Annotated in this window: 29 protein-coding genes; 11 read left to right on the forward strand and 18 right to left on the reverse strand. The window is 62.6% G+C overall.

Annotation, left to right across the window (positions count from 1 at the left end):
• Window positions 1-17: 17 nt before the first annotated feature.
• Window positions 18-587, forward strand: coding sequence for an NADPH-dependent FMN reductase (locus HAV21_RS16530; protein ID WP_142937561.1), 570 nt, complete (start codon window positions 18-20; stop codon window positions 585-587).
• Between the two features lie 88 nt (window positions 588-675).
• Window positions 676-1,584, forward strand: a complete 909-nt coding sequence (locus HAV21_RS16535) for a GerMN domain-containing protein (RefSeq protein WP_279539018.1) — start codon at window positions 676-678, stop codon at window positions 1,582-1,584.
• Window positions 1,585-1,694: 110 nt separating this feature from the next.
• Here the strand turns inward: HAV21_RS16535 and HAV21_RS16540 are convergent, their stop codons facing one another.
• From HAV21_RS16540 to HAV21_RS16550, 3 genes are all read right to left on the reverse strand, one after another.
• Window positions 1,695-2,234 carry a hypothetical protein gene (locus tag HAV21_RS16540; RefSeq protein ID WP_142937560.1) on the reverse strand — a complete coding sequence of 180 codons (540 nt, stop codon included), beginning with the start codon at window positions 2,232-2,234 and terminating at the stop codon, window positions 1,695-1,697.
• Window positions 2,215-3,348 carry a hypothetical protein gene (locus tag HAV21_RS16545; RefSeq protein WP_166842501.1) on the reverse strand — a complete coding sequence of 378 codons (1,134 nt, stop codon included), beginning with the start codon at window positions 3,346-3,348 and terminating at the stop codon, window positions 2,215-2,217. Before HAV21_RS16545 ends, HAV21_RS16540 begins: the two co-directional genes overlap by 20 nt.
• Before the next feature lie 102 nt (window positions 3,349-3,450).
• Entirely contained in the window at window positions 3,451-4,299 is an 849-nt protein-coding gene (locus HAV21_RS16550) for an isocitrate lyase/phosphoenolpyruvate mutase family protein (RefSeq protein ID WP_166842502.1), read from the reverse strand.
• Between the two features lie 110 nt (window positions 4,300-4,409).
• Between HAV21_RS16550 and HAV21_RS16555 the strand changes: the two genes are divergently transcribed.
• The 3 genes from HAV21_RS16555 (at window position 4,410) to HAV21_RS16565 (ending at window position 6,626) form a co-directional block, all read left to right on the forward strand.
• The gene (locus tag HAV21_RS16555) at window positions 4,410-5,717 is read left to right on the forward strand and encodes a PLP-dependent aminotransferase family protein (RefSeq protein WP_166842503.1); all 1,308 of its coding nucleotides are present in this window, start codon (window positions 4,410-4,412) and stop codon (window positions 5,715-5,717) included.
• The gene (locus tag HAV21_RS16560) at window positions 5,714-6,142 is read left to right on the forward strand and encodes a universal stress protein (protein ID WP_142937556.1); all 429 of its coding nucleotides are present in this window, start codon (window positions 5,714-5,716) and stop codon (window positions 6,140-6,142) included. Before HAV21_RS16555 ends, HAV21_RS16560 begins: the two co-directional genes overlap by 4 nt.
• Window positions 6,143-6,314: 172 nt before the next feature.
• Complete coding sequence (locus HAV21_RS16565) at window positions 6,315-6,626, forward strand: hypothetical protein (RefSeq protein WP_166842552.1); 312 nt, start codon at window positions 6,315-6,317, stop codon at window positions 6,624-6,626.
• Here the strand turns inward: HAV21_RS16565 and HAV21_RS16570 are convergent.
• The 6 genes from HAV21_RS16570 to HAV21_RS16595 all read right to left on the reverse strand — a co-directional run bounded on the left by HAV21_RS16570 (window position 6,607) and on the right by HAV21_RS16595 (window position 13,410).
• Window positions 6,607-7,524 carry an amino acid permease gene (locus HAV21_RS16570; RefSeq protein WP_347877666.1) on the reverse strand — a complete coding sequence of 306 codons (918 nt, stop codon included), beginning with the start codon at window positions 7,522-7,524 and terminating at the stop codon, window positions 6,607-6,609. The genes HAV21_RS16565 and HAV21_RS16570 overlap by 20 nt on opposite strands.
• Window positions 7,525-7,612: 88 nt before the next feature.
• Entirely contained in the window at window positions 7,613-8,209 is a 597-nt protein-coding gene (locus HAV21_RS16575; RefSeq protein WP_142937622.1) for a phosphatase PAP2 family protein, read from the reverse strand.
• A gap of 82 nt (window positions 8,210-8,291) precedes the next feature.
• A complete protein-coding gene (locus tag HAV21_RS16580) occupies window positions 8,292-9,866 on the reverse strand; it encodes a dihydrolipoamide acetyltransferase family protein (protein ID WP_166842504.1) in 1,575 nt (524 codons plus the stop codon).
• Window positions 9,867-9,966: 100 nt separating this feature from the next.
• Window positions 9,967-10,947 carry an alpha-ketoacid dehydrogenase subunit beta gene (locus HAV21_RS16585; protein ID WP_142937552.1) on the reverse strand — a complete coding sequence of 327 codons (981 nt, stop codon included), beginning with the start codon at window positions 10,945-10,947 and terminating at the stop codon, window positions 9,967-9,969.
• Complete coding sequence (pdhA, locus tag HAV21_RS16590) at window positions 10,947-12,140, reverse strand: pyruvate dehydrogenase (acetyl-transferring) E1 component subunit alpha (protein ID WP_166842505.1); 1,194 nt, start codon at window positions 12,138-12,140, stop codon at window positions 10,947-10,949. Before pdhA ends, HAV21_RS16585 begins: the two co-directional genes overlap by 1 nt.
• A gap of 151 nt (window positions 12,141-12,291) precedes the next feature.
• Window positions 12,292-13,410 carry a histidinol-phosphate transaminase gene (locus HAV21_RS16595; protein WP_208097000.1) on the reverse strand — a complete coding sequence of 373 codons (1,119 nt, stop codon included), beginning with the start codon at window positions 13,408-13,410 and terminating at the stop codon, window positions 12,292-12,294.
• A gap of 72 nt (window positions 13,411-13,482) precedes the next feature.
• Here HAV21_RS16595 and HAV21_RS16600 point away from each other — a divergent pair, with 72 nt between their 5' ends.
• Window positions 13,483-13,911, forward strand: a complete 429-nt coding sequence (locus HAV21_RS16600; protein WP_142937549.1) for a phage holin family protein — start codon at window positions 13,483-13,485, stop codon at window positions 13,909-13,911.
• 32 nt (window positions 13,912-13,943) lie between these two features.
• On the opposite strand, the gene HAV21_RS16605 is transcribed toward HAV21_RS16600, so the two are convergent.
• Window positions 13,944-15,284, reverse strand: a complete 1,341-nt coding sequence (locus HAV21_RS16605) for a hypothetical protein (RefSeq protein WP_238703315.1) — start codon at window positions 15,282-15,284, stop codon at window positions 13,944-13,946.
• Entirely contained in the window at window positions 15,284-15,487 is a 204-nt protein-coding gene (locus tag HAV21_RS16610) for a hypothetical protein (RefSeq protein WP_238703314.1), read from the reverse strand. The genes HAV21_RS16605 and HAV21_RS16610 overlap by 1 nt, the downstream gene beginning before the upstream one ends.
• 276 nt (window positions 15,488-15,763) lie before the next feature.
• Here HAV21_RS16610 and purB point away from each other — a divergent pair, with 276 nt between their 5' ends.
• The 5 genes from purB to HAV21_RS16635 all read left to right on the forward strand — a co-directional run bounded on the left by purB (window position 15,764) and on the right by HAV21_RS16635 (window position 19,809).
• The gene (gene purB / locus HAV21_RS16615; protein ID WP_142937547.1) at window positions 15,764-17,170 is read left to right on the forward strand and encodes an adenylosuccinate lyase; all 1,407 of its coding nucleotides are present in this window, start codon (window positions 15,764-15,766) and stop codon (window positions 17,168-17,170) included.
• 222 nt (window positions 17,171-17,392) lie between these two features.
• Window positions 17,393-18,055 carry a histidine phosphatase family protein gene (locus tag HAV21_RS16620; protein WP_166842507.1) on the forward strand — a complete coding sequence of 221 codons (663 nt, stop codon included), beginning with the start codon at window positions 17,393-17,395 and terminating at the stop codon, window positions 18,053-18,055.
• Between the two features lie 259 nt (window positions 18,056-18,314).
• A complete protein-coding gene (locus HAV21_RS16625) occupies window positions 18,315-18,818 on the forward strand; it encodes a GNAT family N-acetyltransferase (protein WP_142937545.1) in 504 nt (167 codons plus the stop codon).
• Window positions 18,819-18,870: 52 nt separating this feature from the next.
• Window positions 18,871-19,305: a hotdog domain-containing protein gene (locus HAV21_RS16630; protein ID WP_011776502.1), complete on the forward strand. Its 435-nt coding sequence runs from the start codon at window positions 18,871-18,873 to the stop codon at window positions 19,303-19,305.
• Between the two features lie 147 nt (window positions 19,306-19,452).
• The gene (locus tag HAV21_RS16635; protein WP_166842508.1) at window positions 19,453-19,809 is read left to right on the forward strand and encodes a nuclear transport factor 2 family protein; all 357 of its coding nucleotides are present in this window, start codon (window positions 19,453-19,455) and stop codon (window positions 19,807-19,809) included.
• Here the strand turns inward: HAV21_RS16635 and HAV21_RS16640 are convergent, their stop codons facing one another.
• The 7 genes from HAV21_RS16640 to HAV21_RS16670 all read right to left on the reverse strand — a co-directional run bounded on the left by HAV21_RS16640 (window position 19,810) and on the right by HAV21_RS16670 (window position 26,625).
• Window positions 19,810-20,082, reverse strand: coding sequence for a hypothetical protein (locus HAV21_RS16640; protein ID WP_142937543.1), 273 nt, complete (start codon window positions 20,080-20,082; stop codon window positions 19,810-19,812).
• A 68-nt stretch (window positions 20,083-20,150) separates the two neighbouring features.
• The gene (locus HAV21_RS16645; RefSeq protein WP_142937542.1) at window positions 20,151-20,954 is read right to left on the reverse strand and encodes an HpcH/HpaI aldolase/citrate lyase family protein; all 804 of its coding nucleotides are present in this window, start codon (window positions 20,952-20,954) and stop codon (window positions 20,151-20,153) included.
• Window positions 20,939-21,724, reverse strand: coding sequence for a 2-oxo-hept-4-ene-1,7-dioate hydratase (gene hpaH, locus HAV21_RS16650; RefSeq protein ID WP_142937541.1), 786 nt, complete (start codon window positions 21,722-21,724; stop codon window positions 20,939-20,941). Before hpaH ends, HAV21_RS16645 begins: the two co-directional genes overlap by 16 nt.
• A gap of 3 nt (window positions 21,725-21,727) precedes the next feature.
• Entirely contained in the window at window positions 21,728-22,822 is a 1,095-nt protein-coding gene (gene hpaD / locus HAV21_RS16655; RefSeq protein WP_166842509.1) for a 3,4-dihydroxyphenylacetate 2,3-dioxygenase, read from the reverse strand.
• A gap of 104 nt (window positions 22,823-22,926) precedes the next feature.
• Complete coding sequence (gene hpaE / locus HAV21_RS16660; RefSeq protein WP_142937539.1) at window positions 22,927-24,438, reverse strand: 5-carboxymethyl-2-hydroxymuconate semialdehyde dehydrogenase; 1,512 nt, start codon at window positions 24,436-24,438, stop codon at window positions 22,927-22,929.
• 11 nt (window positions 24,439-24,449) lie between these two features.
• Window positions 24,450-25,124 carry a GntR family transcriptional regulator gene (locus HAV21_RS16665; RefSeq protein WP_166842510.1) on the reverse strand — a complete coding sequence of 225 codons (675 nt, stop codon included), beginning with the start codon at window positions 25,122-25,124 and terminating at the stop codon, window positions 24,450-24,452.
• The gene (locus HAV21_RS16670) at window positions 25,117-26,625 is read right to left on the reverse strand and encodes a fumarylacetoacetate hydrolase family protein (RefSeq protein ID WP_166842511.1); all 1,509 of its coding nucleotides are present in this window, start codon (window positions 26,623-26,625) and stop codon (window positions 25,117-25,119) included. The genes HAV21_RS16665 and HAV21_RS16670 overlap by 8 nt, the downstream gene beginning before the upstream one ends.
• Window positions 26,626-26,665 lie beyond the last annotated feature (40 nt).

Genomic DNA, 26,665 nt, shown 5'->3' on the forward strand with positions numbered 1-26,665 from the left:
AGACACAAGGAGACACCATGTCCAAGAGCACAGTTCTTACCCTCGTCGGCAGCCTGCGCGCCGATTCCCACAACAAGAAGCTCGCCGAAGCCATCCAGCTGAACGCACCCGAGAACGTTGACGTGCAGATTCACGGCTCGCTGGGCACCATCCCCTTCTACAACGAAGACATCGACGTCGAAGGCCAGGTCCCCGCCGAAGCCGCCGCCCTCCGCGCTGCAGCAGCCGACGCCGACACCATCCTGCTGGTCACCCCCGAGCACAACGGCACCATGCCCGCCTCCCTGAAGAACGCCATTGACTGGCTGTCCCGCCCGTTCGGCGCCGGCGCCCTCTCCGGCAAGCCGACCGCCGTCGTCGGAACCGCTTTTGGCCAGTTCGGTGGCGTGTGGGCGCAGGATGAGGCCCGCAAGGCCGCCGGGATCGCCGGCGCCAAGGTACTTGAGGACGTCAAGCTTGCAGTACCGGGTTCCATGATCCGTTTCGCTGAACTGCACCCGAAGGACGACGCCGAGGTTGTAGAGCAGATCAAGGCCATCTTCGAGCCCCTGACCGCCGTTCAGGAAGAAGAAGAAGCAGCAGCCTGATCCCCCGCTTTTGATGCCCCCGTTCCGCTAGCCGCGGAGCGGGGGCATTCGCGTTCCAGCGGCCTGCCTCGGCGGACGTGATCAACTCTTGTCCGAACCGTCACCGGAACGGCATGTTGTGTTCGGCCATCCCGTCCTACCGTTGGAAGTACAGGTGGATGGACAGGAGCGCGGGGCTGTCATGCATGCCGGACGGGGAACAAAAAGCACGACGGCGATCACCGCTGCCTGCCTCATCTTCGGTCTGTGGGTGGCTGGCTGCACTACCGCACCTACCCCAGCTGCCGGTCCCACCCCCTTACCGACGGTTTCGGTCACCCCACGCTCCCCATCACCCAGCACCGCGCCCACGGCATCCGCGCCCGCTGCGTCAGTTCCTGCCCCACCTGCTCCTCCCCCTGCACAGTCCGGGACTCCCTCCCTTGCCGTCCCTGCCGCTCCACCCTCGCCGGCAACACCCACTCCCGCGCCCTCGATCACTCCTTCCGAGGCCCCACCGACCCAGCCGACCGCCGTCGTCGAGCCCTCACCCCAGCCAGGCACCAGCGCGCCTGAACCAACAGCTACGCCCACCGTCATCCCCGTGGATGCTGACACCACCGGGCCGGCGGTCTACTACGTGGCAATTGACGACGGCGGCGCCCGGGGCGTGCGGTTCGGCTGCAACGACAGCCTGGTACCCGTCAGGGGCGTTGCCGTACCCGGCGATCCGCTGTCCGTTGCCCTCGGCCGGCTCCTGGAAGCCGGAATGCCAGTGGATAGCGATGCAGCCCTCTACGACGCACTGGCCAATTCGTCGCTGCGCTATCTCTCCGGCTACATGAACGGGGCCACGGTGGTGGTGAACCTCAGCGGATCACTGCGGCCCGGGGGTGTGTGCGACATCCCGCGCGTCCAGGCGCAACTGACGCAGACCATAGTGCAGGCCAGCGGCGCTTCACGTGCCGAGATCTACGTGAACGGCCGAACACTGACAGAGGCGCTGAGCGTGCGGTGATGACGGGCTGCCGGTGGCCCCGCAACCCGTTGTGAAGCCGCTGTTCCGTTGTCGCCCGGCAACGTGATAGCGGGCTGGCAACGTGATAGCGGGCTGGCGGGCTTGGAGCTTCATGCCGTGGCGATTGCCAACACCCTCCGTAGCGCCCACCCCACGCGAAGAAGCGCCAGGACGGAAGCGAACGCCAGCAGGAAAGCCAGAGCCTCCGGGATCCACAGTCCCGTAACGGAGTCTCCCTCCAGAACCACCGTGACCAGGGCGGCAACCACCAGCAAGCCCAAACCAGGGATGGCAAAAAGGAACACCTCGCCGATCTGGCGCCGGTGTGTGGCGGACAGCTTCTCCAAGGGAAGTTCCCGCTGACCTGGTGCAGCTTTCTTTCCCAACACGTTGATCAACATGGACACGCTGGTGAGAGTCAGCCCCGCCGTGGCCCCGGCCAGGGTGGCGAGTGTCTGGAACAGTGTTCGCCGGGCCCCAGGGTCCACGCTCTCCAGCATCAGCGGTTGACGCGCAAGCAGCGATATTGCCAGCCAGATGATCACGGCAAGCGCAGCCCAAGCGAAGTCAGCACCGGGATGCAGGAGAAACCAACGCCACAGAGTCCTGCGGCGCCCGTTCCGCTGGACGTCAACCTCGTACAAGCTCATGGTCCCCACCACCTTGGCTCTCCCCTGCTGACTGATCCGCCTCTCCGGCCGCCTTGCCTGCCTTTCCAGCTACTTGACGGGCCCTTTCAGCTACTTGCCCGGCCTTTCCAGCTACTTGCCCGGCCCTTTCAGTGCTCTCCGCAGCCGCCAGTGCCGCCCGGACAGTGGCCATTCCACCCGCAACGATGTCCGGCACCATACCCGAATCAGCTGAGCCCTTGATGTCCGGCAAAGCCCTGGCGAAAAACGCCTCGTTGTCCCTGGCTTGTTTGTTGAGGATAACGATTGCTTCTGCGGTGGACTCTTGAGGATCGTTGAAGACGTCCGGGTCCACTTCGATGTGCGAGATGAACCGCTCCTTGAGAAGGTCCACCACTTCACGGTCCCCAGTCAGGGAGTCCTTGCCCTCAGCCACCACATAGTCGAAATGATCCACGGATCCGGCCCTGCGAAAAAGGTGGATCAGTTGTTGGATCCGCTCCCGAATCCGCTGCTTGTCCTCGGCCTTGCCGGACCTGCCAACGCTCAAGGAAATCCGGAACGTGCCCTGATTCATGAGACGGGAAGCGCTGTCCAGGACGTCCGCCCATTCGCCCTCCATGAGCTTTCCGGACAAACGTTCAGCAGGAAGCGCGAACTCGAAACGGCTCACCTCCAGCCGGGTCAGGATTTCCTCGATGTCCTCGCGGACTACCGGCACCAGGCTGGGCTCAAGTCCCAGCATTCCTTCGAGGTACTCGCCCAGCCTGGACGCACGTGGTCCGTTACCGCTGGTCAGCACCGCGATGACATTGCCCTTCAGGAAGGCAAAGTACGTGGTCTCCAGCAAGTGGTCACCGGGAGCCAAAGGCAGGGGCTTGCGGCGGCCAAGAGCATCGCCGACACTCGGCAGGTTTGTGTCCCTTACCCGGTCCAGCAGCAGCACGGGAAACGGTGATGATGCGGCGACCTGTGCGAGCAACACCGTGCCGTCGATGCTCGTGAAGTGCCTGTCCGTCCCCGTATCCTGGGCCTTCTTCAATACCTCGGCCACACGGCGGGCCGGAAACGGACGGCTGAGCTCGTCACCGTTCAGCTGTTCGATCCGCCAGAACTGCACACTGCGCCGTGCCATGGATTCTCCCCTCGTCTTCCGTGACCCACGCTAGTGGCGAGGTCTGACATTAAAGCCGAGTGCCGCCGTCGTGCCTCATCCGGTTCCCGGTGCAGCGAAAGGTCACAGACTGTATTTGGGCCCCGGCGCGAAGAGCGAATCCATCTCATCGTGGCTGCGCGTGCCTGAGAGCCCGGCCCAGTTGCCATCGCCGAGGATCTCCTTCGCAACGCGGGCCACCTGGGCGTACGCCGCTTTGGCGGTGTTGCCACCGATGCTGACGCGCCGAACGCCGGCGTCGTGCAATTCCAGAGGCGACGGCGCACCGATTCCCGCAAGTGCGTTAAGCGGGGCGGGAATCCGGTTGGACAGCTCGTGGAGGACATGCAGATCCACCACGCCGGGAACGAAGATTCCGTCCGCACCCGCCGTGAGGTAGGCCTCGGCACGCCGCAGGGTCTCCTCGTAGGCGGTGTCCGGGAACTCGCCTGACAGGTACGTGTCCGTGCGGGCATTGATGAACAACGGAATGCCGCGCTCGTCAGCGACCAGGCGGATCAACGCGATCCGGCGCGATTGCTCGTCGATGTCAGTGAGCGGCTCGGTTGCTGAATCCTCGATGTTGATTCCCACTGCACCCGCGTCCAGGACGGCGTGGACGGTCGCCCCGAGTTCGTCATCGGTTCGCCCGTAGCCCGTCTCGATGTCGGCCGAAACCGGCAATCGGGTTGACCCCGCGATGCGCCCCAGTGCTGCCATGGCCAAACCCCACGGCACGTGGTCCCCGTCGCGGAACCCCAGGCTCCAGGAAACGGCTGAACTCGAGGTGGCAATCGCCGTCGCACCTGCCTCCTCCACAACCCTGGCGGACGCGGCATCCCAGACGTTCACCAACACCAAGGGGGCGGGCCCGGCGTCGTGGAGCTTATGGAAGTGTTCGGCTTTGGTCACGGATCCCCGGTGCGCTGTCATAGCTACATTCCAGCCTTTCCCGATCCCCGCGTAAAGCGTGACCTGAGAAAGTAAAAGCATTCGAAAACATATGTTGCCTCATTAGCAACATCGGGGAGTATCCTGAGACTGTGACCCACGAAACATTGGATGCCGGCGCAACGCTGCCCGCTGAAGCCATCGACGCCATTGAGCGGGCCGCCACGGCCTCTCACCCGCACGAGGAACTGTTCTCCGCGCGGGCCGCCAACATCAAACAGTCCGCTGTCCGGGACGTCTTCGACATTTCCATGCAACCAGGCCTTGTCTCCCTTGCTGGCGGCAACCCCTACTTGCAGTCGCTGCCGCTGGAAAAGCTCGGCCAGACCGCCGCCCGCATTATCGCGGAGGAGGGAATGACCGCCCTGCAGTACGGCGGCGGCCAAGGCACCGAAGAACTCCGCCAGCAGATCTGCACCATCATGGCCGCTGAAGGAATCACCGATGCCCACCCCGACAACATCGTTATCACCGCGGGATCCCAGTCGGCTCAGGACGTTGCCACCAAGGTCTTCTGCAACCCCGGCGATGTTGTGTTGGTGGAGAACCCCACATATGTAGGCGCCCTGAACACGTTCGAGGCGTACCAGGTTCAGGTGGAACCGATCGAAATGGACGACGACGGCCTGGTACCGGAACTGCTTGAGGCCAGGATCGCGGCACTCCAGTCAGAGGGCAAGAACATCAAGTTCCTCTACACGATCCCCAACTTCAACAACCCCTCCGGCATCACCTTGGCCGAGGAGCGCAGGCAGCGGATCGTCGATATATGCCGCACTGCGAATATTATTGTCCTCGAGGACAACCCCTATGGACTGCTGCGGTTCGACGGCCACCCGATCGCCCCCATGCGGGCCGCCAACCCGGACGACATCATCTACCTCGGCTCGTTCTCCAAGATCTTCGCTCCTGGACTCCGCATTGGCTGGGCGCTTGTTCCCGCACACTTGCAGCGGCGCTTCTACCTGGCCTCCGAGGCAGTGACGCTCTGCCCGCCGCCACTGAACCAGATGCTCGTCTCGGCATATCTCCGCGAGTACGACTGGCAAGGTCAGATCTACACCTACCGGGCCCTCTATGCAGAGCGCTGCAAGGCACTCCTGTCCGCGCTCCAGGAGTACATGCCGGCCGGACTCACCTGGACCCGCCCGGATGGCGGCTTTTTCGTCTGGGTCACCCTGCCTGAAGGCGTAGACACCTATCCCCTGCTCGGAAAGGCGATCGACGCCGGCGTAGTCTTCATCCCCGGCGCAGCCTTCTCACCAGCCGACGGGCCGTCCAATAAACTCCGCCTCGCATTCAGCGCCGTGCCGCCGGATACGATAGCCGAAGGCGTCCGCCGATTGGCCCCCGTCCTGGCGGAAGCCATTGAAGCTACCAATGAAGGAGCACCGCAATGACCGGAGTTGTGATTGTAGGAGTAGACGGCAGCGAGACCGCAATGAGGGCAGCGCAGGCCGCCCAGCAGTTGGCGATCGGCCTCGGAGCCAGCCTTCGCGTGGTGAGTGCCTTCGACAGCAACCGGACAGAGGTTGTTGAGATCGGCACGGACAAGTGGATCGTCTCCGATGCCGCCGAGGCCGAAGCTGTGGCCCGCGCAGTAGCCGAGCGTCTGGCTGACGACCGCCTTGAGGTCACCTACTCTGCAGCCCGCGGCAAGCCCGGGGAAGCTTTGGTCAAGGAAGCTGAAGTGCATGAGGCCCGCCTGATTGTGGTGGGTAATCGTCGCATGCAGGGCTTGGGCCGCGTGCTTGGAAGCGTAGCCAACACCGTGGCACACACGGCACCCTGCGATGTCTACATCGCCAAAACCGACCAGCCGTAAAGCGAGCTGAATCACGCGGCCGGGTGGGGAGTCTCACCCGGCCTTTGGCGCCCTTTAAGCAGGATCCCCAACGTCATCGTCATAAAATCGAGATGCCCCCAATGGCGCGTGCCACCTCCACTTACTGACTTCAGGGGATCATCTTTTGCTTACTTTGCAGCCGCGCCAGCGCGTGGGACACGACATCCTGCTTGCCCGCCACGGCAACCACATCAGCACCATGCGCTACGACCGGGGCAACGATCGCATCATCGCCATGCTCGACGACGGCTCCTGGGACAGCGCCCCCAACATGATCTCCCCCAGCCTTGAGATGCCCGAAACATTCAGCAGCGTCTTCCGCAAAGATTGGCGCTTCCTGTCCCTGGCGTGCGTCGCCATGGTGACCGTGGCCGCTGTCGCCATGGGCATCAGTGTTGAAATGGCAAACCACATGTCGACGACGGAACTTCAGGCGCTGCTGGTCAGTTACCCGGCGTTCTAGCGCCCTCGCGTTCCCCGGGCTTAGGTCCCGCCGGGACCGCAGCCGCGGCGACCATGCCGTCGTCGAACGTGAGAGCTACCTGCCCTCCGGACTTCCGCCTGCGCAGCAGGAAAATAACGGCTCCGACTGCAAGCCACGCGGCGCCCAGCAGGTACGTGAACCAGGCCAGCGAAGTCCATAGCCAGGCGATGAAGGCAAAACCCAGCACCGGCATGACCAGATTGCGCACAATCCCCGCTGCTCCCCGCTTCCGCAGGTCGAAAAAGACCACCTTGATGGTTGCCAGGTTCACCACGGCGAAGGCGACCAGAGCCCCGAAGTTGATCATGTACACCGCCTGTTCCAGCGTGATGACAAGGGCAATCAAAGACACCGCAGAGACAAGCACCGCTGCGAAGTAGGGCGTCCGGAAGCGCGGGTGCAGCCTCGCCAAGGCCTCGGGCAGAATCCTGTCCCTTCCCATGGCATAGATAACCCGGCTAACGCTCATCTGGGCAGCAGTCCCGCACAGAACCAAACCGCAAAGGTTCACGATCACGAAAACCACCATGAGCACATCCCCTCCTGCGCGCTGCATGAGTTCGGTCCCCGCGGCATCGAGGTTCATGATGGATCTCCACTCGGGAGCGATCAGACTACCGGCCACGGAAAACACGGTGTAGCCCAAGCCGGCAAAAAGCGTGGACAGGACGATGCCCCGCGGCACATCGCGTTGGGGATTCCGAGACTCTTCGGAGAGCGTGGAAACGCCATCGAATCCCAGGAAGGCAAAGGCCACAATGGCAGCAGCCGCCATCACCGGTGCGACCCCACCTTCCCCCGGAGTCAGCGGCCGGGTATCGGCTCGAATTTGCTGCGAACTCCATCCCGGAACTCGTAGTAGACCGGCCCGCTCCACTGCGGGTGGTGCGGGGCGGTGGAGCCGTGACCCTCGACGGTTGAGGGCACCGCACGCCTGAAGATGCTGCGGCCAAGAGGTGCTGCGGCTAGAGCATCCACTCCCGCAACAGCCACCACAGGCCGGCGATCACAATGCCTCCAAACAAGGAGCCAGCAATGACCTGCGCTAAGGTGTGGGCCCGCAAAACCAGCCGTGACCAGCCAACAGCCGGCACGAGGAGCAGCAAAGGGAGCCAAGCCGGCCCAAACATGAGGATGGCAATCACCACTGCGGCCGCCAGGGCCGAGGCATGCCCGCTCATTTTCCAGAACGCACTGACAACGGCCAGAACACCGATGCCCCCTATGAGCGCGATGATCATCACCGTGACTCCCACAGGGCCGTTAAGCAAGTGCAGCACCAGCAACCCAACTAGCACGGAAACAAGCGTCATCAGAAGCAACGCGGGCCGCTGACGACGGTCGCTGACATGGTGGTCTGAGATCCTGCCCAGCTTCACCATCACCAGGACATAGGCCAAGGGCAAGACGCAGACGAACATCGCCGCGAGCAGCCCGAACCACATGGTCCCCGGGAACCCGGGTTCCGTAGCAGGGCTGATCATCAGAAGAACGAACACGACAACCGGTGGCTGGAAAACTTCCGTCAGCACGCGGGCCACCCTGCGCAACGGCCCAGTCACCACGTGAAGCTGTCCGTGGCCGGTTTCCTCCAGTGTTGCCCCGGCGCCCGCTGTTGTCCTGGCTCCGGTACGGGCTTTCTCGTCAGTCAAGCAGAAGCGCCGGTTCTTCGAGTATGGAGGCAACGTCCGCCATGAAGCGTGCGGACAAATCACCGTCTACTACGCGGTGGTCGAAGGAACCCCCGAGCGTGGTGATCCAGCGGGGAATGACCTCGCCGTCCAGGACCCAGGGCTTCTGCTTGATGGTTCCGAACGCAATGATGGCTACTTCGCCGGGGTTGATAATGGGAGTTCCTGTATCAATGCCGAGTGCGCCGATGTTGGTGATGGTCAGACTTCCACCCTGCATCTCAGCCGGCTGGGTCTTCCCTGCCCTCGCTTTGGTCGCCAGTTCGTTAAGGGCCAGGGCCAGTTCCTTGAGGGACAGATCCTGGGCGTCCTTGATGTTGGGGACCATGAGGCCCCGAGGAGTCGCGGCGGCAATGCCCAGGTTCATGTAGTGCTTCACCTGGATTTCCGCACCACCTTTACCGTCGACGTTGTCCACCCAGGTCGCGTTGACGCTGGGGTTTCGTGCCGCGGCCCAAATCACTGCTTTGGCCAGGATAAGCAGCGGCGACACCTTGATACCTTCAAAGTCGCGGGAGACCTTTAGCCGCTTGACGAACTCCATAGTCCGGCTGGCATCCACATCCACGAAAATGCTGACGTGCGGAGCCGAGAAAGCCGAATCCACCATGGCCTTGGCGGTCGCCTTGCGTACGCCCTTGACCGGCATCCGCTCTACACGCTGGTCCTGCGGTTTCTTGGAAGCCCCCCAGAAGCTATCGGCCTGGTCAAGCTCGGCGTCGCGTTGGGCCTGGTAGCTCACCAGGTCCTCGCGGGTCACTTCGCCGCGTTGGCCGGTAGCCACCACATCTGCGAGATCGATTCCCAGATCCCGCGCGAATTTGCGTACGGGAGGCTTTGCCAGGACCTTGTTGACCAAGCCGCTGATGGTTCCGCCGATAGCGGCACCGCGGGAGGCCGCGGCCTGCGGCGCTTCGGGTTTGGCCGGCGTCCGGGGCTCCGGTGTACGGGATTCCGCTGTACGAGATTCTGCCGCGACCACGGCGGAGGCCGCCGTCGTGCGGTGTGCAACCGAAGCTTCGGCTGCTTTGGCTTCAACGGCTGCCTGATGGTCCTGTACGGTGCCCTCCGCGCTCTCGGCGATGGTGGCTGCCTCAACCACTGACCCGGCTGGGCGTTTGCGCGCACGTCGCTTGACGGCGTCGGCCTTGGGGCCGGAACCGACCAACGGCCCGCCGGCCGGACGGTTGTCATCGCCGTCGTCGGTAGGCAGCTTGCCGTAAAGGGGCGTCTCGACGACGGGGGCCTCCGGAGCAGCCGGCGTTACCGGTGCAGCGTCCCCGTCCTGTCCTTCCGATACAGCGATGATCGCCGTGCCCACCTCAACCGTGATGCCTTCCTCAACCAGCAGCTCGGTGACAGTACCCGCAAAAGGCGAAGGGAGCTCGACGAGGGACTTGGCGGTCTCGATCTCGCACAGGACGTCGTTGATGGCAACGACGTCACCCGGCTTGACCTTCCAAGCCACTACCTCGGCCTCGGTCAGGCCTTCGCCAACGTCCGGCAGGTTGAATTTCTTTACAGTCACAGTGGTCCTCGTTTTCCGGTTACCCGGCAGCGAAGCCGGGCTGGATCAGGGCGGTTAGTAGGACGGCGGTGAACAGGCGGTCCTGGTGGAACCGGCGGTTCTAGTAAGAGAAGGAGCGGTCGAGCGCCTCAAGGATTTTGTCGATGTCCGGCAAGTAGTCCTCTTCCACCTTGGCGACGGGGTACGGCATGTGGAATCCACCGACTCGGATGACCGGTGCCTCCAGGTGCAGGAATGCCCGTTCACTGATGCGGGCAGCGATCTCTCCGCCGATGCCACCGAACGTGGGGGCCTCGTGGGCTACGATCAACCGGCCAGTCTTCTTTACCGACGCTTCCACAGTGTCGAAGTCCAGAGGTGAGATGGAACGGAGATCGATGACTTCAATGCTCCGCCCGTCCTCCGTGGCAGCGTTCGCCGCCGCCAGAGCCACTGGCACCAGCGGGCCATAGGCCACGATGGTTGCATTCGTGCCTTCGCGGACTACGTGGGCTTTAAAGGGGTCCTCGGACAGCCCGGCGTCCTCTACATCAACCTCACCCTTGAGCCAGTAACGGCGCTTGGGTTCGAAGAAGATCACGGGGTCCTGGCATTCAATGGCCTTCTGGATCATCCAGTACGCATCGTGGGCGTTTGAAGGCGAAATGATGCGTAGGCCGGCAGTGTGCGCGAAGAGCGCCTCGGGAGACTCGGAGTGATGCTCGATGGAGCCGATGCCGCCGCCGTACGGGATGCGGATGACCACAGGAACGGTCAACTTCCCGAGGCTGCGCGCGTGGATCTTGGCCAGCTGGGTGGTGATCTGGTTGAAAGCCGGGTAGACGAAGCCGTCGAACTGGATCTCGCAGACCGGCGAGTATCCGCGCAGCGCCAAGCCAATGGCAGTGCCGACGATGCCCGATTCAGCCAACGGGGTGTCCACGACGCGTTCGTCGCCGAACTCTTTGATCAAGCCATCGGTGACACGGTAAACACCGCCCAGGTGACCGATGTCCTCGCCCATCAGCAAGGACTTGGGGTTGTTCGTCAGCGATGCCCGGAGACCTTCATTGATGGCCTTCGCAATGGTCATTGTTGCCATCAGTTCGCTGCCTCCTGGTCGCTCTCAAAGCCGGCCGAGTATTCCTCGAACCAAGCAAGTTCTTCCGCAATCAGCGGGTGTTGTTCGGTGTACACGCTGGCGAAAGCATCGCGGATGTCCGGGACCTCGAGGCCATGTGTTGTGCTGCGGACGTACTTGGCGAGTTCATCGCCGTCGGCCTTTACTTGGTCGAAGAACGCTTCGTCCGCCAGGCCTTCGGTTCGCAGGTACTTCTCCAAGCGGTCCAGCGGATCCTTTTCGCGCCAGGCAGCTTCTTCCGCGGATTCCCGGTACTTCGTGGGGTCATCGGCAGTGGTGTGTGCACCTACCCGGTAGGTGTAGGCCTCAATGAGCACAGGGCCCCGGCCCTCGCGGGCATGCTCGAGAGCCCACTCGGTAACAGCGTGGACGGCGATGACATCGTTTCCGTCCACCCTGATTCCCGGGAAACCGTAGCCCTTGGCACGGTTGGCCAACGGAACCTTGGTCTGGACCTCTGTGGGCACCGAAATGGCCCAGTGGTTGTTCTGGCAGAAAAACACCACAGGAGCGTTGTACGACGCAGCGAAGACCATGGACTCGTGGACGTCGCCTTCAGAGCTTGCGCCATCACCGAAGTAGGCGATAACCGCTGCATTGGGGTCCGCGGAATCTGTAGCCGCAGCGAGCTTCTGGTCTCTCTGGATGCCCATGGCATAGCCAACTGCGTGGAGTGTTTGAGCTGCGAGGACCAAGGTGTACAGGTGGAAGTTGTTCTCCCGGGGATCCCAGCCGCCGTTGGAGACGCCACGGAACTGCTTGAGTAGTTCGGCAAGGTCCACGTTGCGGACCAGGGCGACGCCGTGTTCGCGGTAGGTGGGGAAAATGTAGTCCTGCGACTGGCTTGCGTGGGCCGAACCGATCTGCGCGGCCTCCTGACCGGTCAGCGGTACCCACAAGGCAAGCTCACCCTGACGCTGCAGTGCCGTGGCTTCCTGGTCAAAGCGTCGGATCCTTGCCATGTCTGTGTAGAAGACACGGAGTTTCTCGGGGTCAATCCGCTTGGCGTAGTCCGAAAAGACGGGATCGGATCCCAGTGTCCCGTCAGGTCCGAGCAACTGCACCATTTCCACTGGTTCGCCTGGCGCGGCTGCTGCCGCGGTGGTTGCCGCGAGAGTTTCTTCCGTCCCGGGGGGCAGTTGTGTCGAGCCCATTCCGTCTCCTTGCTTGCCGTGGCGAGGCGCCGGGCAATGTCTGTCGCTGGGATATATGCCCGTTCCGGAATGCATTCCGGAACGGGCATATACTTTGGCTTTCGTCCCTTACTTTATCGGCAGTAAGTAGCGTTGGCGCATTTGTTAACCGCTAGGAACCTTGCGGAGCCTTTGTATAACCTGCACAGAGATCCAAGAAGCGGGTGTTGGCTTCCACCTCGCCAATGCTGACTCGTACACCCTCGTTTCCAAAGGCACGGACTGACAGGGCCTGTTCCGCCGCCAAAGCAGCAAACTCCGCGCTGTGCTCCCCAAGATTCAACCAAACAAAGTTGCCTTGAGCCTCTGGAACAAACCAACCGAGTTCTCTCAGGCCAGCCGTCACGCGATCCCGTTCATCCACCAGGCTTTGTACCCTTTCCACAACCTGATCGAAATTCTCGATGGACGTAACGGCAGCTCGCTCCGCAATCTGGGAAACGGCGAACGGAGTGGCCGTCACCCGGAGATGCTGGGTCAGCAAGGGACCGGAGACACTGTAGCCAACGCGCAGGCCAGCCAGTCCGTGCGCTTTGGAGAAGGTCCTCAGAACCACCACATTGGGGTATTTACGGTAGAGCTTGATGCCGTCCACAGCCTCCGCATCCCGGACGAACTCCTGGTACGCCTCATCGATGACAACCACCACATTGGGCGGCACCGCCTGGATGAAGCGTTCCGTTTCCTCGGCCGTAAGGATGGGACCAGTAGGGTTGTTCGGCGTACACAGGAGGATGACTTTGGTGCGGACGGTTACTGCGGCAGCCATGGTTTGGAGGTCGTGGCGCCCGTCTGGCAGCAGCGGAATTTGGACACTTGCTGCCCCGGCGAGGCCGACGCAGATGGGGTACGCCTCGAAGGAGCGCCAGGCGTAAATCACCTCGTCCTGCTTACCGTCGTCATTCTGCCCTGCAAAGGTGCCCAGGATTTGGTTCAGTGCCCCCAGGCTGCCGGCGCCCGTGACAACATCGTCAGCCGGAACATCAAGGAAGTCAGCCAAGGCGTTACGCAGCTTTGTGGCCAGCGGGTCCGGATAGCGATTGATATCGGTCTGATCTGCGATTGCCCGCAACACTGCAGGAATCGGAGGCAGAGGGTTTTCGTTGGACGACAATTTATAGCTGGTGAGGCCCGCAATCGCAGCAGGTGGTTTACCAGCTGCATATTTGGGGAGCCTGTCCACGACCGGACGAGGGATTACGCCCTCCGGTACGTTGTCAGTAGTAGTCATGGCTTCAAGCCTACTTGCCCACCCATGGCTGACACCGAGCTCTTTAACAGGCGTGTGTGAAAGCATGGGCCAATGGGTTCCTTCATCATTCGCGTCCTGATCAACGGGCTTGCCCTGTGGGTTGCAACCTGGCTCCTGCAAGGCATGGACATCTCAACCAGCGCCACCGAGTCTGCCGCCGCCAACGCCGGACTCACCCAGGGCGCAGACACCGCCGGCATTATTCTGGCGTATCTGTTCATCGGCCTGATCTTCGGAGTGGTCAATGCCTTCGTTCGTCCTTTGGTGAGGCTGTTGTCCCTTCCGGTGACCATCCTGACGCTGGGTCTGTTCACTATCGTGATCAATGCAGCCATGCTGTACCTGACGGCATGGCTGAGTACCTTCACGCCCGTGCACCTCACTATTGACTCCTTCTTCTGGACAGCAATCCTTGCCTCCATCATCATCAGCATCATTTCCATGGTGGCGGGCCTTATTCCGGGTGCCAAGAAGCGCTAACACTTCCCCATCCGGACACGTCCGTACGAGCCCTACCTTGTTGCAGCTCCCTGCTTAGTCTTCTGGATGGTAGGTGGCGAGGGTGGGTGTGGAGACGGCGGTTGGACCGGAAGCGGAGCTCTTTCCAGCTTGAACCGAGTCACCTTGGCAACGCCGCCCACGCCCACAACACCAACAAACGCTGCAGTCGAGGCTGCCAGTGACTCGTCATGGCTCGCGGTCACCAGCGCAGCTCCTGCAGCATAGTTCTCCTGGGAATGTCCGGGGCCGATGCCGGGATCCTGCCCGTCCGGAGTTTTGACCTCATTTGTCAGCGTCACCGTCACCCGGTCTTTTGTGTCGACGTTAACTCGGCCTTCGGCTCCAGGAACCCAGTCTTGGGTATGTTCCAAATGCAGTGAGCTGATACCAGGCTCGGGGGTGATGCCTCCCACGGGAGATCCGGCCGTGAGCACATACTTAAGGTCGAATTCTTCGAGGAACGCCCTGTTCTGGCTGAGATTCATGGCGTGGAGACCTCCTTGGCTATGTCCTACTGCCACCACTTGATCGCCCGCCTCAGCGCCGGCTTCACGGAGTGCCTGCCCAACGGCAGAGACAACTTCTTCAGAGTCGTATCCCAGTGCTTCGCCAATTCCCTGCGTGTCGAAGGGATTGGTGCTGGGTGAATGAGGTTGGGTGCCCGGGATCAGTACCATCCAAGAAGGCGAGCCGTTGTTGTCGAGGCAGATAATCTCAATCTCACCGTCGTTGCGGGCATGGAGTCTCTCGAGACGACGAAGGCTTTCCGCCATGGACGGTTCCATATCCTCGACCGATTCGTCCATCTTTTCGATGCTGACGGGTCTTGGCCGCATGTCCGAAAGCCGGGGCACCTCAAGGATCTGGTGAACGACGCCCCCTGGAGTCGTCCAGAATGGAAGAAGACCTGAGGCCAGATAGTTGCTCATGTCCCGGGTAGGCGGCCAGGCCGGCTTTATCTCGCTAAGGTTCGGGAGCAGCGGCAGGACGTTTTTGGCTTCCCCTTCCACATAATCCCGGTGGCTTGCCCGCACACTTGCGCTGACCTCCACCAGTTCCTGCCGGACTCTTCCCACTTCCTTGCGGCTCTCGGCCACAGCATTGAGGGCTTTGCAGCCTGTTTCATAGGAGTCGTACAGAAAGGGTTCCAGGCCGTCTTGGACCTGGCGGGCCTCGTTTTCTATACCCACTAGTTGTTGAACCAGTCCATCGAGCGTTCCCGCGCCGCGGAGGAGTTCTTCGAGCTGAAAAGACATTCCGCCCACACCTCCCCTGATACTGAGGATTCCATCGTTGGCCGGAGGGGTGGGCTGCGGCGCTGCGCCGGCCCCGACGGGAGCTGAATCTGCCATCACTGCCCCCGTTCGCTGGAGACGGAGACGTTCTGAGAGTGCCTGAGCACCACCGCCACTGCGGCCTCCAGAGACTCACGTGCTCGCATCAGCGCTGAAGCATGCAAGGCAAGGGTTGTCCTGTATGCCCGCCCGGCAGGGGAGAGCCAGTCGTCTACCTGGGCTCTGCGCAGCGACGCAAGGACCACGTCCACTTGGTCCACGCACGATTGCATTCGCCAGGCCAACCTCTGTACTTCATGGCTTCGGGAAGCGCACTGCAAGGGATCAAATATGGGCGGGTTGGGTGCAGGCATCAAGCCGACGCTCATTGTCTGTGTACTCCATTGATTGTTCTGCTGATCGATAAGGTCGACGCTACGGAGCAGCAGAACCCACCGGAAGTTGCTTTGTCGCTTATGTGGATAACCTGAACGGCCGTCCACATAGCCTCGTCATGGTCTGCATGACCCCTCGCGGAACATGAAAGAATAGGCATCATGGCTGAATCCCTCCGCGTGTCTCTCGCTTCCGAACCCCTCGCCCTTGGCGCCCTCGACGGGCGCTACCGTGCCGCCGTCGCGCCCCTCGTGGATTACTTGTCCGAGGCCGCGCTTAACCGCGATCGCGTTCACGTCGAGGTCGAGTGGCTCATCCACCTGACCAGCCAGTCCGTTCTGCCCGGTGCCGGGCCTCTGTCTGACCAGCAGGTGGCCCAGTTGCGTGCCATCGTTACCGAATTCAATGCTGCGTCCGTCAACGAACTCGCGGAAATAGAAGCCGTCACCGTCCACGACGTCAAAGCTGTTGAGTACTACATCGGCCGCCGGCTAGGGGCAATCGGCATCGAGAACCTCACCGCCATGGTGCACTTCGGTTGCACGTCCGAGGACATCAACAACCTTTCCTACGCTGTGGGAATCAAGGGTGCGGTGGAGGATGTGTGGCTGCCCAACGCCACCGCCCTGGTGAAGCAGATCGAGGCCATGGCCGAGGCAAACCGCTCCGTGCCCATGCTGTCCCGCACCCACGGCCAGCCAGCCACGCCCACCACCTTGGGCAAGGAACTTGCTGTCATTGCTCACCGTTTGAACCGCCAGTTGGCGCGCATCGCCAAGACTGAGTACCTCGGCAAGATCAACGGCGCCACCGGAACGTACGCAGCCCACGTGGCTTCAGTTCCCAGCGCTGACTGGGAAGCGGTCGCCAAGACGTTCGTGGAAGGCCTGGGCCTCACGTGGAACCCGCTCACGACGCAGATCGAGAGCCACGACTGGCAGGCTGAGCTGTACGCAGACATCGCGCGCTTCAACCGCATCCTGCACAACGTTTGCACGGACATCTGGAGCTACATCTCCATCGGCTACTTCCGTCAGATTCCGGTTGCCGGGGCCACCGGCTCCTCCACCATGCCGCACAAGGTGAACCCGATCCGCTTCGAGAACGCCGAAGCCAACCTGGAAATCTCCAACGGGCTCTTGGACACTTTGGGGGCCACCCTGGTGACCTCCCGCTGGCAGCGCGACCTTACGGACTCCTCGTCGCAGCGGAACATCGGCGTCGCATTCGGCCACTCGTTGCTCGCCATCTCCAATGTGGCCAAGGGTTTGAAGGCCCTCGACGTCGCAGAAGAGGTCCTCGCGGGCGATCTCGACACCAACTGGGAAGTCCTTGGCGAAGCCATTCAGATGGTCATGCGGGCCGAGGCAATTGCCGGCGTCGAAGGCATGGAAAACCCTTACGAGCGCCTCAAGGACCTTACCCGCGGCCAGCGTGTGGACGGCGCCCGCATGCAGGAATTCGTGCAGGGTCTTGGCCTCTCCGCTGACGCCGAAGCCCGCCTGCTCGCGCTGACCCCGGGCAAGTACACCGGCATCGCGGACAAACTGGTGGACCACCTTCAGTAGGGATCATCTGTTGTAGTACAGAACGCTCGACGACGGCGATTAGGCTGGTGAACAGAAGTGCGTTCCATCCCAGTTGCTGCTACCAGGAGCCAGCGGGGGCCCTGAGACACGGCGTGTCGGGCTATTCCGGTGCTCAGCCGGCTGGTTGGCTGGGAGTAACCGGGCAGGAGCGCGGGAGGCGAGCAAGGCCGAAACTGTTACATCGGAAGGAGCGGAGCACCCATGAAGCTCCTGTTGATCAGGCACGGACAGACACCCGGCAACGTCGCAGGCCAGTTGGACACTGCGTTCCCGGGCCCCGGGCTGACCAAGCTCGGTGAGCGCCAGGCGTCCGCCCTGCCGAAGGCTCTGGCCCACGAAGCAATCGAAGCCCTGTACACCTCCACCCTGCTGCGCACTCAGCGGACCGTCGCTCCCCTGGCGAAAGCTACCGGATTGGAGCCGGCAATCCTGGACGGAGTCCATGAGATCGAGGCCGGCTCACTTGAAAAGAAGACCGACCACGAATCTCACCGCCGTTACATGAGCACCGTCTTTGCGTGGACGGATGGCCACTTGGATGTGCGCATGCCCGGGGCTTCTGACGGACACGACTTCTTTGCCAGATTTGACGATTCAGTCCAGCAGGTTGCGGCCGCGGGACATTCGACGGCGGCAATCGTCAGCCACGGTGCTGCTATCCGTTGCTGGGCGGGCCGTCGGGCGACAGACATCGACACCGTGTTCGTCGAAACGCATCAGCTCCCCAACACCGGGATTGTTGCGTTGAAAGGGGACCCGGAAAGCGGATGGCGGGTGCTGCACTGGGACCAAATCCCCGGCGGAGGCACGGCGCTGGCAGACCACACCGCCGATGACCCGACGGGCGAGGCACTTCACCCCTGATTCCATACTGCCCATGCCGGCGCACCGTCCGCCTTGCACGCTGCGGGCCCTACTCTGCACGCTGCGGGCCCTACTCTGCACGCTGCGGGGCCTGCTCTGCTCGGTAAAACCACCCATAAGGGCGCAGAGCGGGCCTCACAACGCAAGAAAGTCCCGCAATTCTCCCACCCCTTACGCGCAGGAAACACCGCGGTAACCGCAGCTCCCTAGGCTTAGTACGCATAGACCCCTCCCCGAAACCCGGCGAAAAGAGGCACAAATGCAGACAAACCCACGGCTCAACATCCGGCAGGTAACTTGGGCGAATCCCGTGGGCGCAGACCTCCGCGCCGCACAGCAGGCAGAACTCGACGCGAGGTTCGGCACCACGGACCATGAGCCTGGGCCACCGCCAACGGAAGCAGACACAGCAGTTTTTGTGGTGGCTTACGAAAAATGCTCGGGCCAGCCTCTGGGATGCGGCGGTTTGAGAATGCTGGATGAGAACACCGCAGAGATCAAGCGGCTCTATGTGGTCCCGTATGCCCGCGGCTCCGGAGTGGCGAGCTCCATCCTTGCCGCCCTTGAAGCGCAGGCTCATTCGCACGGTTTTACTGTGATCGCAGCTGAGGCGGGGTCGGCCCAGTCAGACGGGAGAAGCTTCTATGAGAGCGCGGGCTTTGCGGCCGTCCCGAATTTCGGTCCTTACGTCGGTGCCAGCGGATCGTTTTGCTACTCAAAACGGATCGACTCGCACAGTGCCTCGCACACCGCCATGGCCTAGCGTTCGGGCGCAACATCAAGCGCGGGTTGCTTCAGTTCGATAATCTCGGATTATGGAAAAAGCAGACATCACCTTCCGTACCCGCAAATGGGTGCGGCCCGAGGACCTTAACGCCAACGGCACGCTCTTTGGTGGCAGCCTGCTGAAGTGGATCGATGAAGAGGCCGCGATCTACGCCATCCTCCAACTGGGCAACGGCCGTGCCGTCACCAAGTACATTTCGGAGATCAACTTCGTCAGTTCCGCAGTTCAAGGTGACTTGGTTGAGATGGGCCTGACCGCGAAGCGCTTCGGCCGCACGTCCTTGACCATGCGCGCCGAGGTCCGCAACATGATCACGCGCGAAGCGATCCTTACCATCGAGGAGATCGTCTTTGTGAACCTCGGCCCCGACGGCCGCCCCCAACCTCACGGCTACACGGAGATCACGTACGACCGCGATCGCATCCCCACGCACCACCTGACTGAAACGCTCGACGAAGACTGAACCTGCCGCCGTCGGGCGCTTGATGACCGCTGGTACCCGAAGACCGTCTGTGAGAGGGAAGGCGGGACGCTAACCGGGATGGAACGTTCGGTGAAACCAACAACCGCACCGTTGAACCCACCTGCCCCAGCAGGGTAGAACGGGTAGATGAGCAACGACGTGAACTCCTGGATGGATCAGTACGAACGCGCGTGGACCTCGAATGATCCCGCAGAAATCAGGGCGCTTTTCACCGAGGACGCCGTCTACTACGACCGGCCCAACACGGCGAAACCGTGGAACGGCCACGAAGAGATCGTCAAAGCATGGGCTGACGCCGGGGACAAGCCGGAGGACTGGACGTTCGAATGGACGCTCTTGGGCAGGGACGACGACACGGCTTTCGTCCAGGGCCTGACCACGTACCTTAACGGCGACCCCACCTACGACAACCTGTGGGTCATCCGGTTTGCTGAGGACGGCCGCGCCCGCGAATTCACGGAGTGGTACATGGCCCGCAAATAGCTAGCGGGATTTATAGAGGACGTTGGGGTGGATCCAGGCGGACCCGCCAGTGGAGCTCTTGGCCGCGTAGTACTCCACGTCGTCGTACGTTGTCAGCAACCGGGCTGACCCGGCTTTGATGTCCGTATCCACACTGATAAGGCTCACGGTCCCCGGAAGTTCGTCCTCCGCCGTCGCTTCCCGCACCAGGACATCCAGGCCCGTCGGCGACGAACAACCAGCCACTCCGAGCATAGTTACAACAGCAAATACAGCTACAACACGACGATTCATGGCACTGTCCCTCAGGCTGCCTCGTTCATTCGAGCCTAACCCACGCGCAGGCCGCGGATACCAAAGGGTCAGTAGCTTTCGCGGTCAGCCGTCTTAGACACCGGAATGAACGTGGATGCAAAGCCCTCGGAAGCGCGGGCCAGCACCGCAACATCGGCGCCCACCAGGACAAAGGAGGCCCCGGCGTCGAGATAGGCGCGGGCTGTTGCCTCGTTGAAGGCGTTCACGCCTGCGGGCTTGCCGGCCGCTTTTGCGGCTTCAAGGCAATGCTCGACGACGGCCCTCACCAAGGGATTCTCCTGCTGTCCCAGCAGCCCCATGGAAGCGGCCAGGTCCGAGGGGCCGAGGAAGATGCCGTCCACGCCGTCGACCGCCAGGATCTCCTCCACCGCTGATGCCGCAGCCTCCGATTCGATCTGGACCGTCAGGCTGATCGATTCCGAAGCGGACGCCAAGTAGTCCGGGACCCGGTTCCAGCGTGATGCGCGGGCCAGAGCCGAGCCGACTCCCCGCACCCCGAGTGGCGGGTACCTTACCGCGGCCACTGCGGTGGCTGCCTCGAAGGCCGAGTTCACCATGGGGATCAGCAGGTTCTGCACACCGAGGTCCAGGTATTGCTTGATGATCACGGTGTCGTTGACGGGTGGCCTGACCATGACCTGCGGCGGGTACCCGCTGACGGCGTGGAGCTGCGCAAGGATGGATTCGAGCCCGTTGGGGCTATGCTCGGCGTCGATCAGCAGCCAGTCCAAACCGGAGCCCGCGCAGATCTCCGCCACGAGCGGACTGCCGGAACAGACCCACATGCCGGCCAACGGACGGCCGGCTTCGGAGAGGGCCGAATAGAAGGTGGGGCTCAGCTGAAGTGACATGTCACAACTCCCAACGGTCCGTAGTCCGCGTGCACGGTATCACCTTTGTACACCCATAGGGGACGTGTAAACGAGCCCGCCAGGATGATATCTCCGGCTTTCATCGAGTCACCGTGCGCGGCAATTTTGTTGGCCAGCCAGTGGACCCCGTTGGCCGGGTGATCGAGCACTCCAGCGGCCACTCCGGTCTCTTCCACGGTCTGGTTTTTGTACAGAATGGCGGAGACCCAGCGGAGGTCGACGGCGTCGGGCCGCACCGGGCGGCCGCCCACCACCATGGCGCCCATCGCAGCGTTGTCCGAGATGGTGTCCACGATGGTCCGGCCCTCCATTTCGATCCTGGAGTCCAGGATCTCGAGGGCCGGGACCACGTAGTCGGTGGCGTTGAGGACGTCGAAAATGGTGCAGCCAGGTCCTTTGAGCGCGTCTTTGAGGACAAACGCCAACTCCACCTCAACCCGCGGATGCGTGTACTGGTCCCACTCCACTGAGCAGCCGGTTTCCAGGACCATGTCATCGAAAATGGCACCGTAATCAGGCTCGGTGATGCCCGTGGCGGCCTGCATGGCTTTGGACGTGAGGCCGATCTTCCGCCCCACCAACGTGCGGCCTGCTTCTTCGTTCCGCCGCATCCAGAGCTGCTGAACGGCGTAGGAGTCCTCCACCGTCATATCGGGGTAGCGGGCAGTCAACCGCGGAACCGGCGTACGGGAACGGCCGGCTTCGAGGAGCTCGTCGGCAATGGCTTCGATCGTCTTCGCGTCCATCATGGTTTAGACCTGCGCTCCCAGTTTGAAGCCCTCGGCAGCTTCGCCGGAGGCAGCGTCGGCGCGGGTGTAGGAGAAGCCATCGGCGCCCACGGTGACGGCCATTTCGGACTTGTCTTCGCGTTCAATAATGGGCTGCGGGTTTCCGTCGAGGTCCAGGACCGGGGAGGCCTCCGTGTACCAGGACGGGACCACGGGGTTCCCCCACCAGTCACGGCGCTGGTTGTCGTGGACGTCCCACGTGACGGTGGGGTTGTCCGGGTCTCCGGTGTAGTAGTCCTGGGTGTAGATCTCCACGCGGTGGCCGTCCGGGTCCAGGATGTAGAGGTAGAACGCGTTGGACACGCCGTGGCGCCCGGGGCCGCGTTCGATCCTGTCAGAGATGCGCAAGGCGCCCATCTTGTCGCAGATCTGGATGATGTTGTGTTTCTCGTGCGTGGAGAACGCGATGTGGTGCAGGCGGGGTCCGTTGCCGCCGGTCAGGGCGGTGTCGTGCACGGTCTGCTTGCGGTGCATCCAGGCGGCGTACGTGACGCCGTCGGAATCTTTGATGTCCTCAGAGACGCGGAAGCCCAGATCCTCGAGATAGGCCCGGCCGCGCGGAACGTCCGGGGTGACCTGATTGAAGTGGTCCAAGCGGACCAGTTCACCGGCGGAGTAGAGGTCGTAGCGCTGGGTGAGGCGTTCCACGTGCTCCACGTCGTAGAAGAACTCGTACGGGAAACCCAGCGGGTCCTCCACGCGGACGGAGTCGCCCACGCCCTTGGTGAAGCCTTCCTTGCGGCGTTCCACCCGGCAGCCCAGCTCGCGGTAGTACGCCTCGGCGGCGTCCACCTCGGCCGGGGACTTCACCCGGTAGGCGAAAGCGGCAGCGGCGGCGACGGGGCCCTTGCGAAGGACCAGGTTGTGGTGGATGAACTCCTCGAAGGAGCGCAAGTAGATGGTGTTCTCGTCCTCTTCGGTGACGTGCAGGCCCAGGAGGTCCACGTAGAACGCGCGGGACTTCTCGAGGTCAGTGACCACGAGTTCCAGGTAGGCGCAGCGGACAATGTCCGGCGCGGGGACCGACGGTGTGGGGATGGGGCCGGTGAAGTTGCTCATGGGATTCTCTCTTCGTTGAAAGGGGTCAGGTGGATGGAGTTTTTGTACAGGTACGGCCCTTAAGAACGGGTTTTAGGGGCGTTATCTGTACAAAAACTCCGAGTTTAGGCGCCGAATTTGGGGGTGTGCACGGATCCGAGGGTGATGTGCACGGCCTGCTGGTCGGTGTAGAAATCGATGGAGCGGTAGCCGCCCTCATGGCCCAGACCGGACGCCTTCACGCCACCGAACGGGGTGCGGAGATCGCGGACATTGTGGCTGTTGAGCCACACCATGCCGGCTTCCACGTTCTGGGAGAAGTTGTGGGCCCGGGTCAGGTTCTGCGTCCAGATATAGGCCGCCAGGCCGTACTTGGTGTTGTTGGCCAAGGCGAGGGCTTCGTCGTCGTTCTCGAAGGGCGTGATGGCCACGACGGGACCGAAGATTTCCTCCTGGAAGATCCGCGCGTCAGGCGCTACGTCGGCAAACACCGTGGGTGCGATGTAGTTGCCTTCAGGGAGGTGGTCGGGCCTGCCGCCACCGGCCAGGAGCCGGCCTTCGGACTTGCCGATCTCCACGTAGGACGCCACCTTGTCGTAGTGCTCCGGGTGTACGAGTGCGCCCACCTGGGTCTTGGGATCGTGGGGATCGCCCACCACGATCTTCTTGGCCCGGGCGGCGTACTTCTCGCAGAATTCGTCGTAGATGGCCCGCTCCACCAGGATGCGGGAGCCGGCGGTGCAGCGCTCGCCGTTGAGCGAGAAGACCCCAAAGAGCGCGGAATCAATGGCTGCGTCCAGGTCTGCATCTGCGAACACGACACACGGGGACTTGCCACCGAGCTCCATGGACAGGCCCTTGAGGTTTTCGGCCGCGTTCCGGAAGATGGTCTGGCCCGTGGTGGTCTCACCGGTGAAGGAAATCAGCGGAACATCCGGGTGCTTCACCAGTGCATCGCCGGCTTCTTCGCCCAGGCCGTTGACCAGGTTGAACACACCGTCAGGCAAGCCTGCGTCCTTGAAAATCTGCGCCCACAGTGACGCGGACAAAGGTGTGAATTCGGCAGGTTTCAGGACCACGGTGTTGCCCGTGGCCAGGGCCGGGGCAAGCTTCCAGGACTCCAGCATGAACGGGGTGTTCCACGGGGTGATCAGGCCGGCGACGCCGATCGGCTTCCGGTTCACGTAGTTAATTTGTGAGCCCGGGACCTTCATGGCGTCGTCGAACTGGGCCACGATCAGGTCCGCGAAGAAGCGGAAGTTCTCCGCCGCACGGAGGGCCTGGCCCTTGGCCTGGGTAATCGGCAAGCCGGTATCGAAGGTTTCGAGTTCGGCGAGGCGTGCTTCCTGCGCCTCCACGGCATCGGCAATCTTGTTCAACACCCGGGCACGCTCGCGGGGCTTCATCTTCGGCCACGGCCCATTGACGAAGGCTTCACGGGCGGCGGCGACAGCAAGGTCGATGTCTTCCTTTTGGCCGGCAGCAGCGGTGGCGTAGTTGCCGTTGGATACCGGATCCAGGACGTCGAAGGTCTTGCCGGACACCGAGTCAACGAACTCACCGTTGATGAAGTGCTGGATGTGGGTGGGCAGGTCCTGGGGGACGTAGTGCTTGGTGGTTTCTGTAGAGGTACTCATCATTGAAGTCCTTACTGGTTCTTTGCTGTGGCGAGGTACGCGTCCAAGGTGGCGGCGCGGTGTTGTCGGGCTGCTTTTTCGATGGTGTCGGCATCTGCTCCGCCCTCGATGAGCTGGAGGAGTGCCTCGTGTTCGCGCACCGATTCCTGGGCGCGTCCGGGGACAAAACGGAAGGTGGACGATCGCAGGGACGCCAGCCTGTTCCACCCCCGGTGCACGAGGTCCAGGATGTGCGGGTTGGGGCAGTGCTCAAACAGGACGCTGTGGAAATCCTGGTTCAGCGCGGTGAAGCGGACGGGATCAAAATGCTCCAGGCATTCACGCATCTCGGCGTTGACCGCACGCGCACGTTCTATGGCAATGGCATCGATCAGTGGCGCCGACAACGCGGTGGCCGCACCTTCCACGATGCTCAGCGTCTGCATGGTGTAGAGGTACTCGGTGGGATCAATGCCCGAGACCGTGGCGCCCACGTTCCGCTCGAACTTCACCAGCCCTTCGGCCTCCAGCCGGCGGATCGCTTCCCGCACGGGAACCACGCTAAAGCCCAGGTCCTCGGCGATCTTGGCGAGCACCAGCCGGTACCCCGGCGTGTAAGTGCCCTGGATGATCCGCTCCTTGACGGCGGCATACGCCTGCTGGGATTTACTCTCGACGGCGGCGCTCTCGAGGGCGGTTTCAGGCACCGTGGGCTCCTTCCGCGGTTTGCTGGCGAGCGGACCACTCCTGGAAGCGTGCCTGCCATTCCTTGTTCATGGGGTAGAGCCCGTCAACGCTGTTGCCTTCCTGCACCATCTGGAAGATGAAGGTTTCTTCCTTCTCCTGGGCAATGCAGTCATCGGCAAGTTCATCGGCGATGGCCGGCGGGATCACCAGAATGCCGTCCGAGTCGGCCACAATGATGTCCCCCGGCTGCACGGTAGCGCCGCCGCAGGCGATGGTGATGTCCGTGTCCCACGGAATGTGGCGGCGGCCCAGCACTGCCGGGTGCGGGTTGGCGAAGTAGGTAGGCATGTCAAGGTCAGCCACGGCCGAGTAGTCGCGGACGCCGCCGTCGGTGATGATCGCGGCAGCTCCGCGGACCTGGGCCCGCAGCGCCAGGATGTCCCCCACGGTGCCGGTGCCCTTCTCGCCGCGGGCTTCCATGACCAGGATTTCGCCCTCGTTCACGGAATCGATGGCACGTTTCTGGGCGTTGAATCCGCCGCCATGGGTTGTGAACAGGTCCTCGCGGTTGGGAACGTAGCGGAGAGTCCTGGCGAGGCCCACCACTTTGCGGTCCGGACGGGTTGCCTGCAGTCCGTCGATGCTTACATTGTTCAGTCCACGCTTGCGGAGTTGCGAAGAAAGGGTCGCCGTAGCAACGGATTCCAGCTTCGCCTTCAGCGCCGGAGTCAGCACGGAAACGGCAGGAGCCAAACCGGCAGCTTCGCGTGATCCGTAGGCCTCTTCCCGCTGGGTGTCATCAGTCCTGGGCCGGGCACCAAAGTTCGCGAACGGCGTCGTACCTTCCGTTACTCTGGTGGCCAGACGGCCGCTGCTGAAGTCGCCGCCGGTGACTTCAATTTCGACGACGTCACCCGGCTTGGCAACAGAGGCGCCGGCCGGGGTGCCGGTGAGGATGATGTCGCCCTCTTCGAGCGTGAGCAGTTGGGAGAGGTCCGCGATGAGCTGCGCGAACGGGAAGAGCAGGTCCTCGGTGGTGTCGTCCTGCACGAGGTCCCCGTTGTGCCAGGTGCGGATCCGCAGCTGGGTGGGGTCGACGGCGTCGGCCGGGATCAGCGCGGGGCCAACGGGAGTGAAGCCGTCGCCGCCTTTGGAGCGGACATTGGAGCCCTTGTCCGCGTAACGGAGGTCGTACACGCCGAGGTCGTTGGACGCGGTGACCCACTCGACGTGGCTCCAAGCGTCCTCAAGACTGACGCGGCGGGCGGACTTGCCGATCACCAGCGCGATCTCACCCTCATAGCCAAGCAGTTCACAACCGGCCGGGCGCTCTACCGCGCCTGGAGCTTCAGTGGTGCCGAGCGCCAGCGAGGACGACGGCTTCAGGAAGTACGACGGCTGCTCCGGGGTGCGTCCGCGCTGTGCGGCGCGGCTGGGGTAGTTGATGTGGACGGCAATGACTTTGCGCGTCCGGGCCAGCATGTCCTGGCTGACTTCCTGGGTCCGAAACTCCAATGTCACGGCGCCTCCTCTTCCTCGAATACGATCAAGTACGAAATCG

Origin of the sequence: Paenarthrobacter sp. MSM-2-10-13, from assembly GCF_011605365.1 — a bacterium.
Taxonomy (GTDB): domain Bacteria; phylum Actinomycetota; class Actinomycetes; order Actinomycetales; family Micrococcaceae; genus Arthrobacter.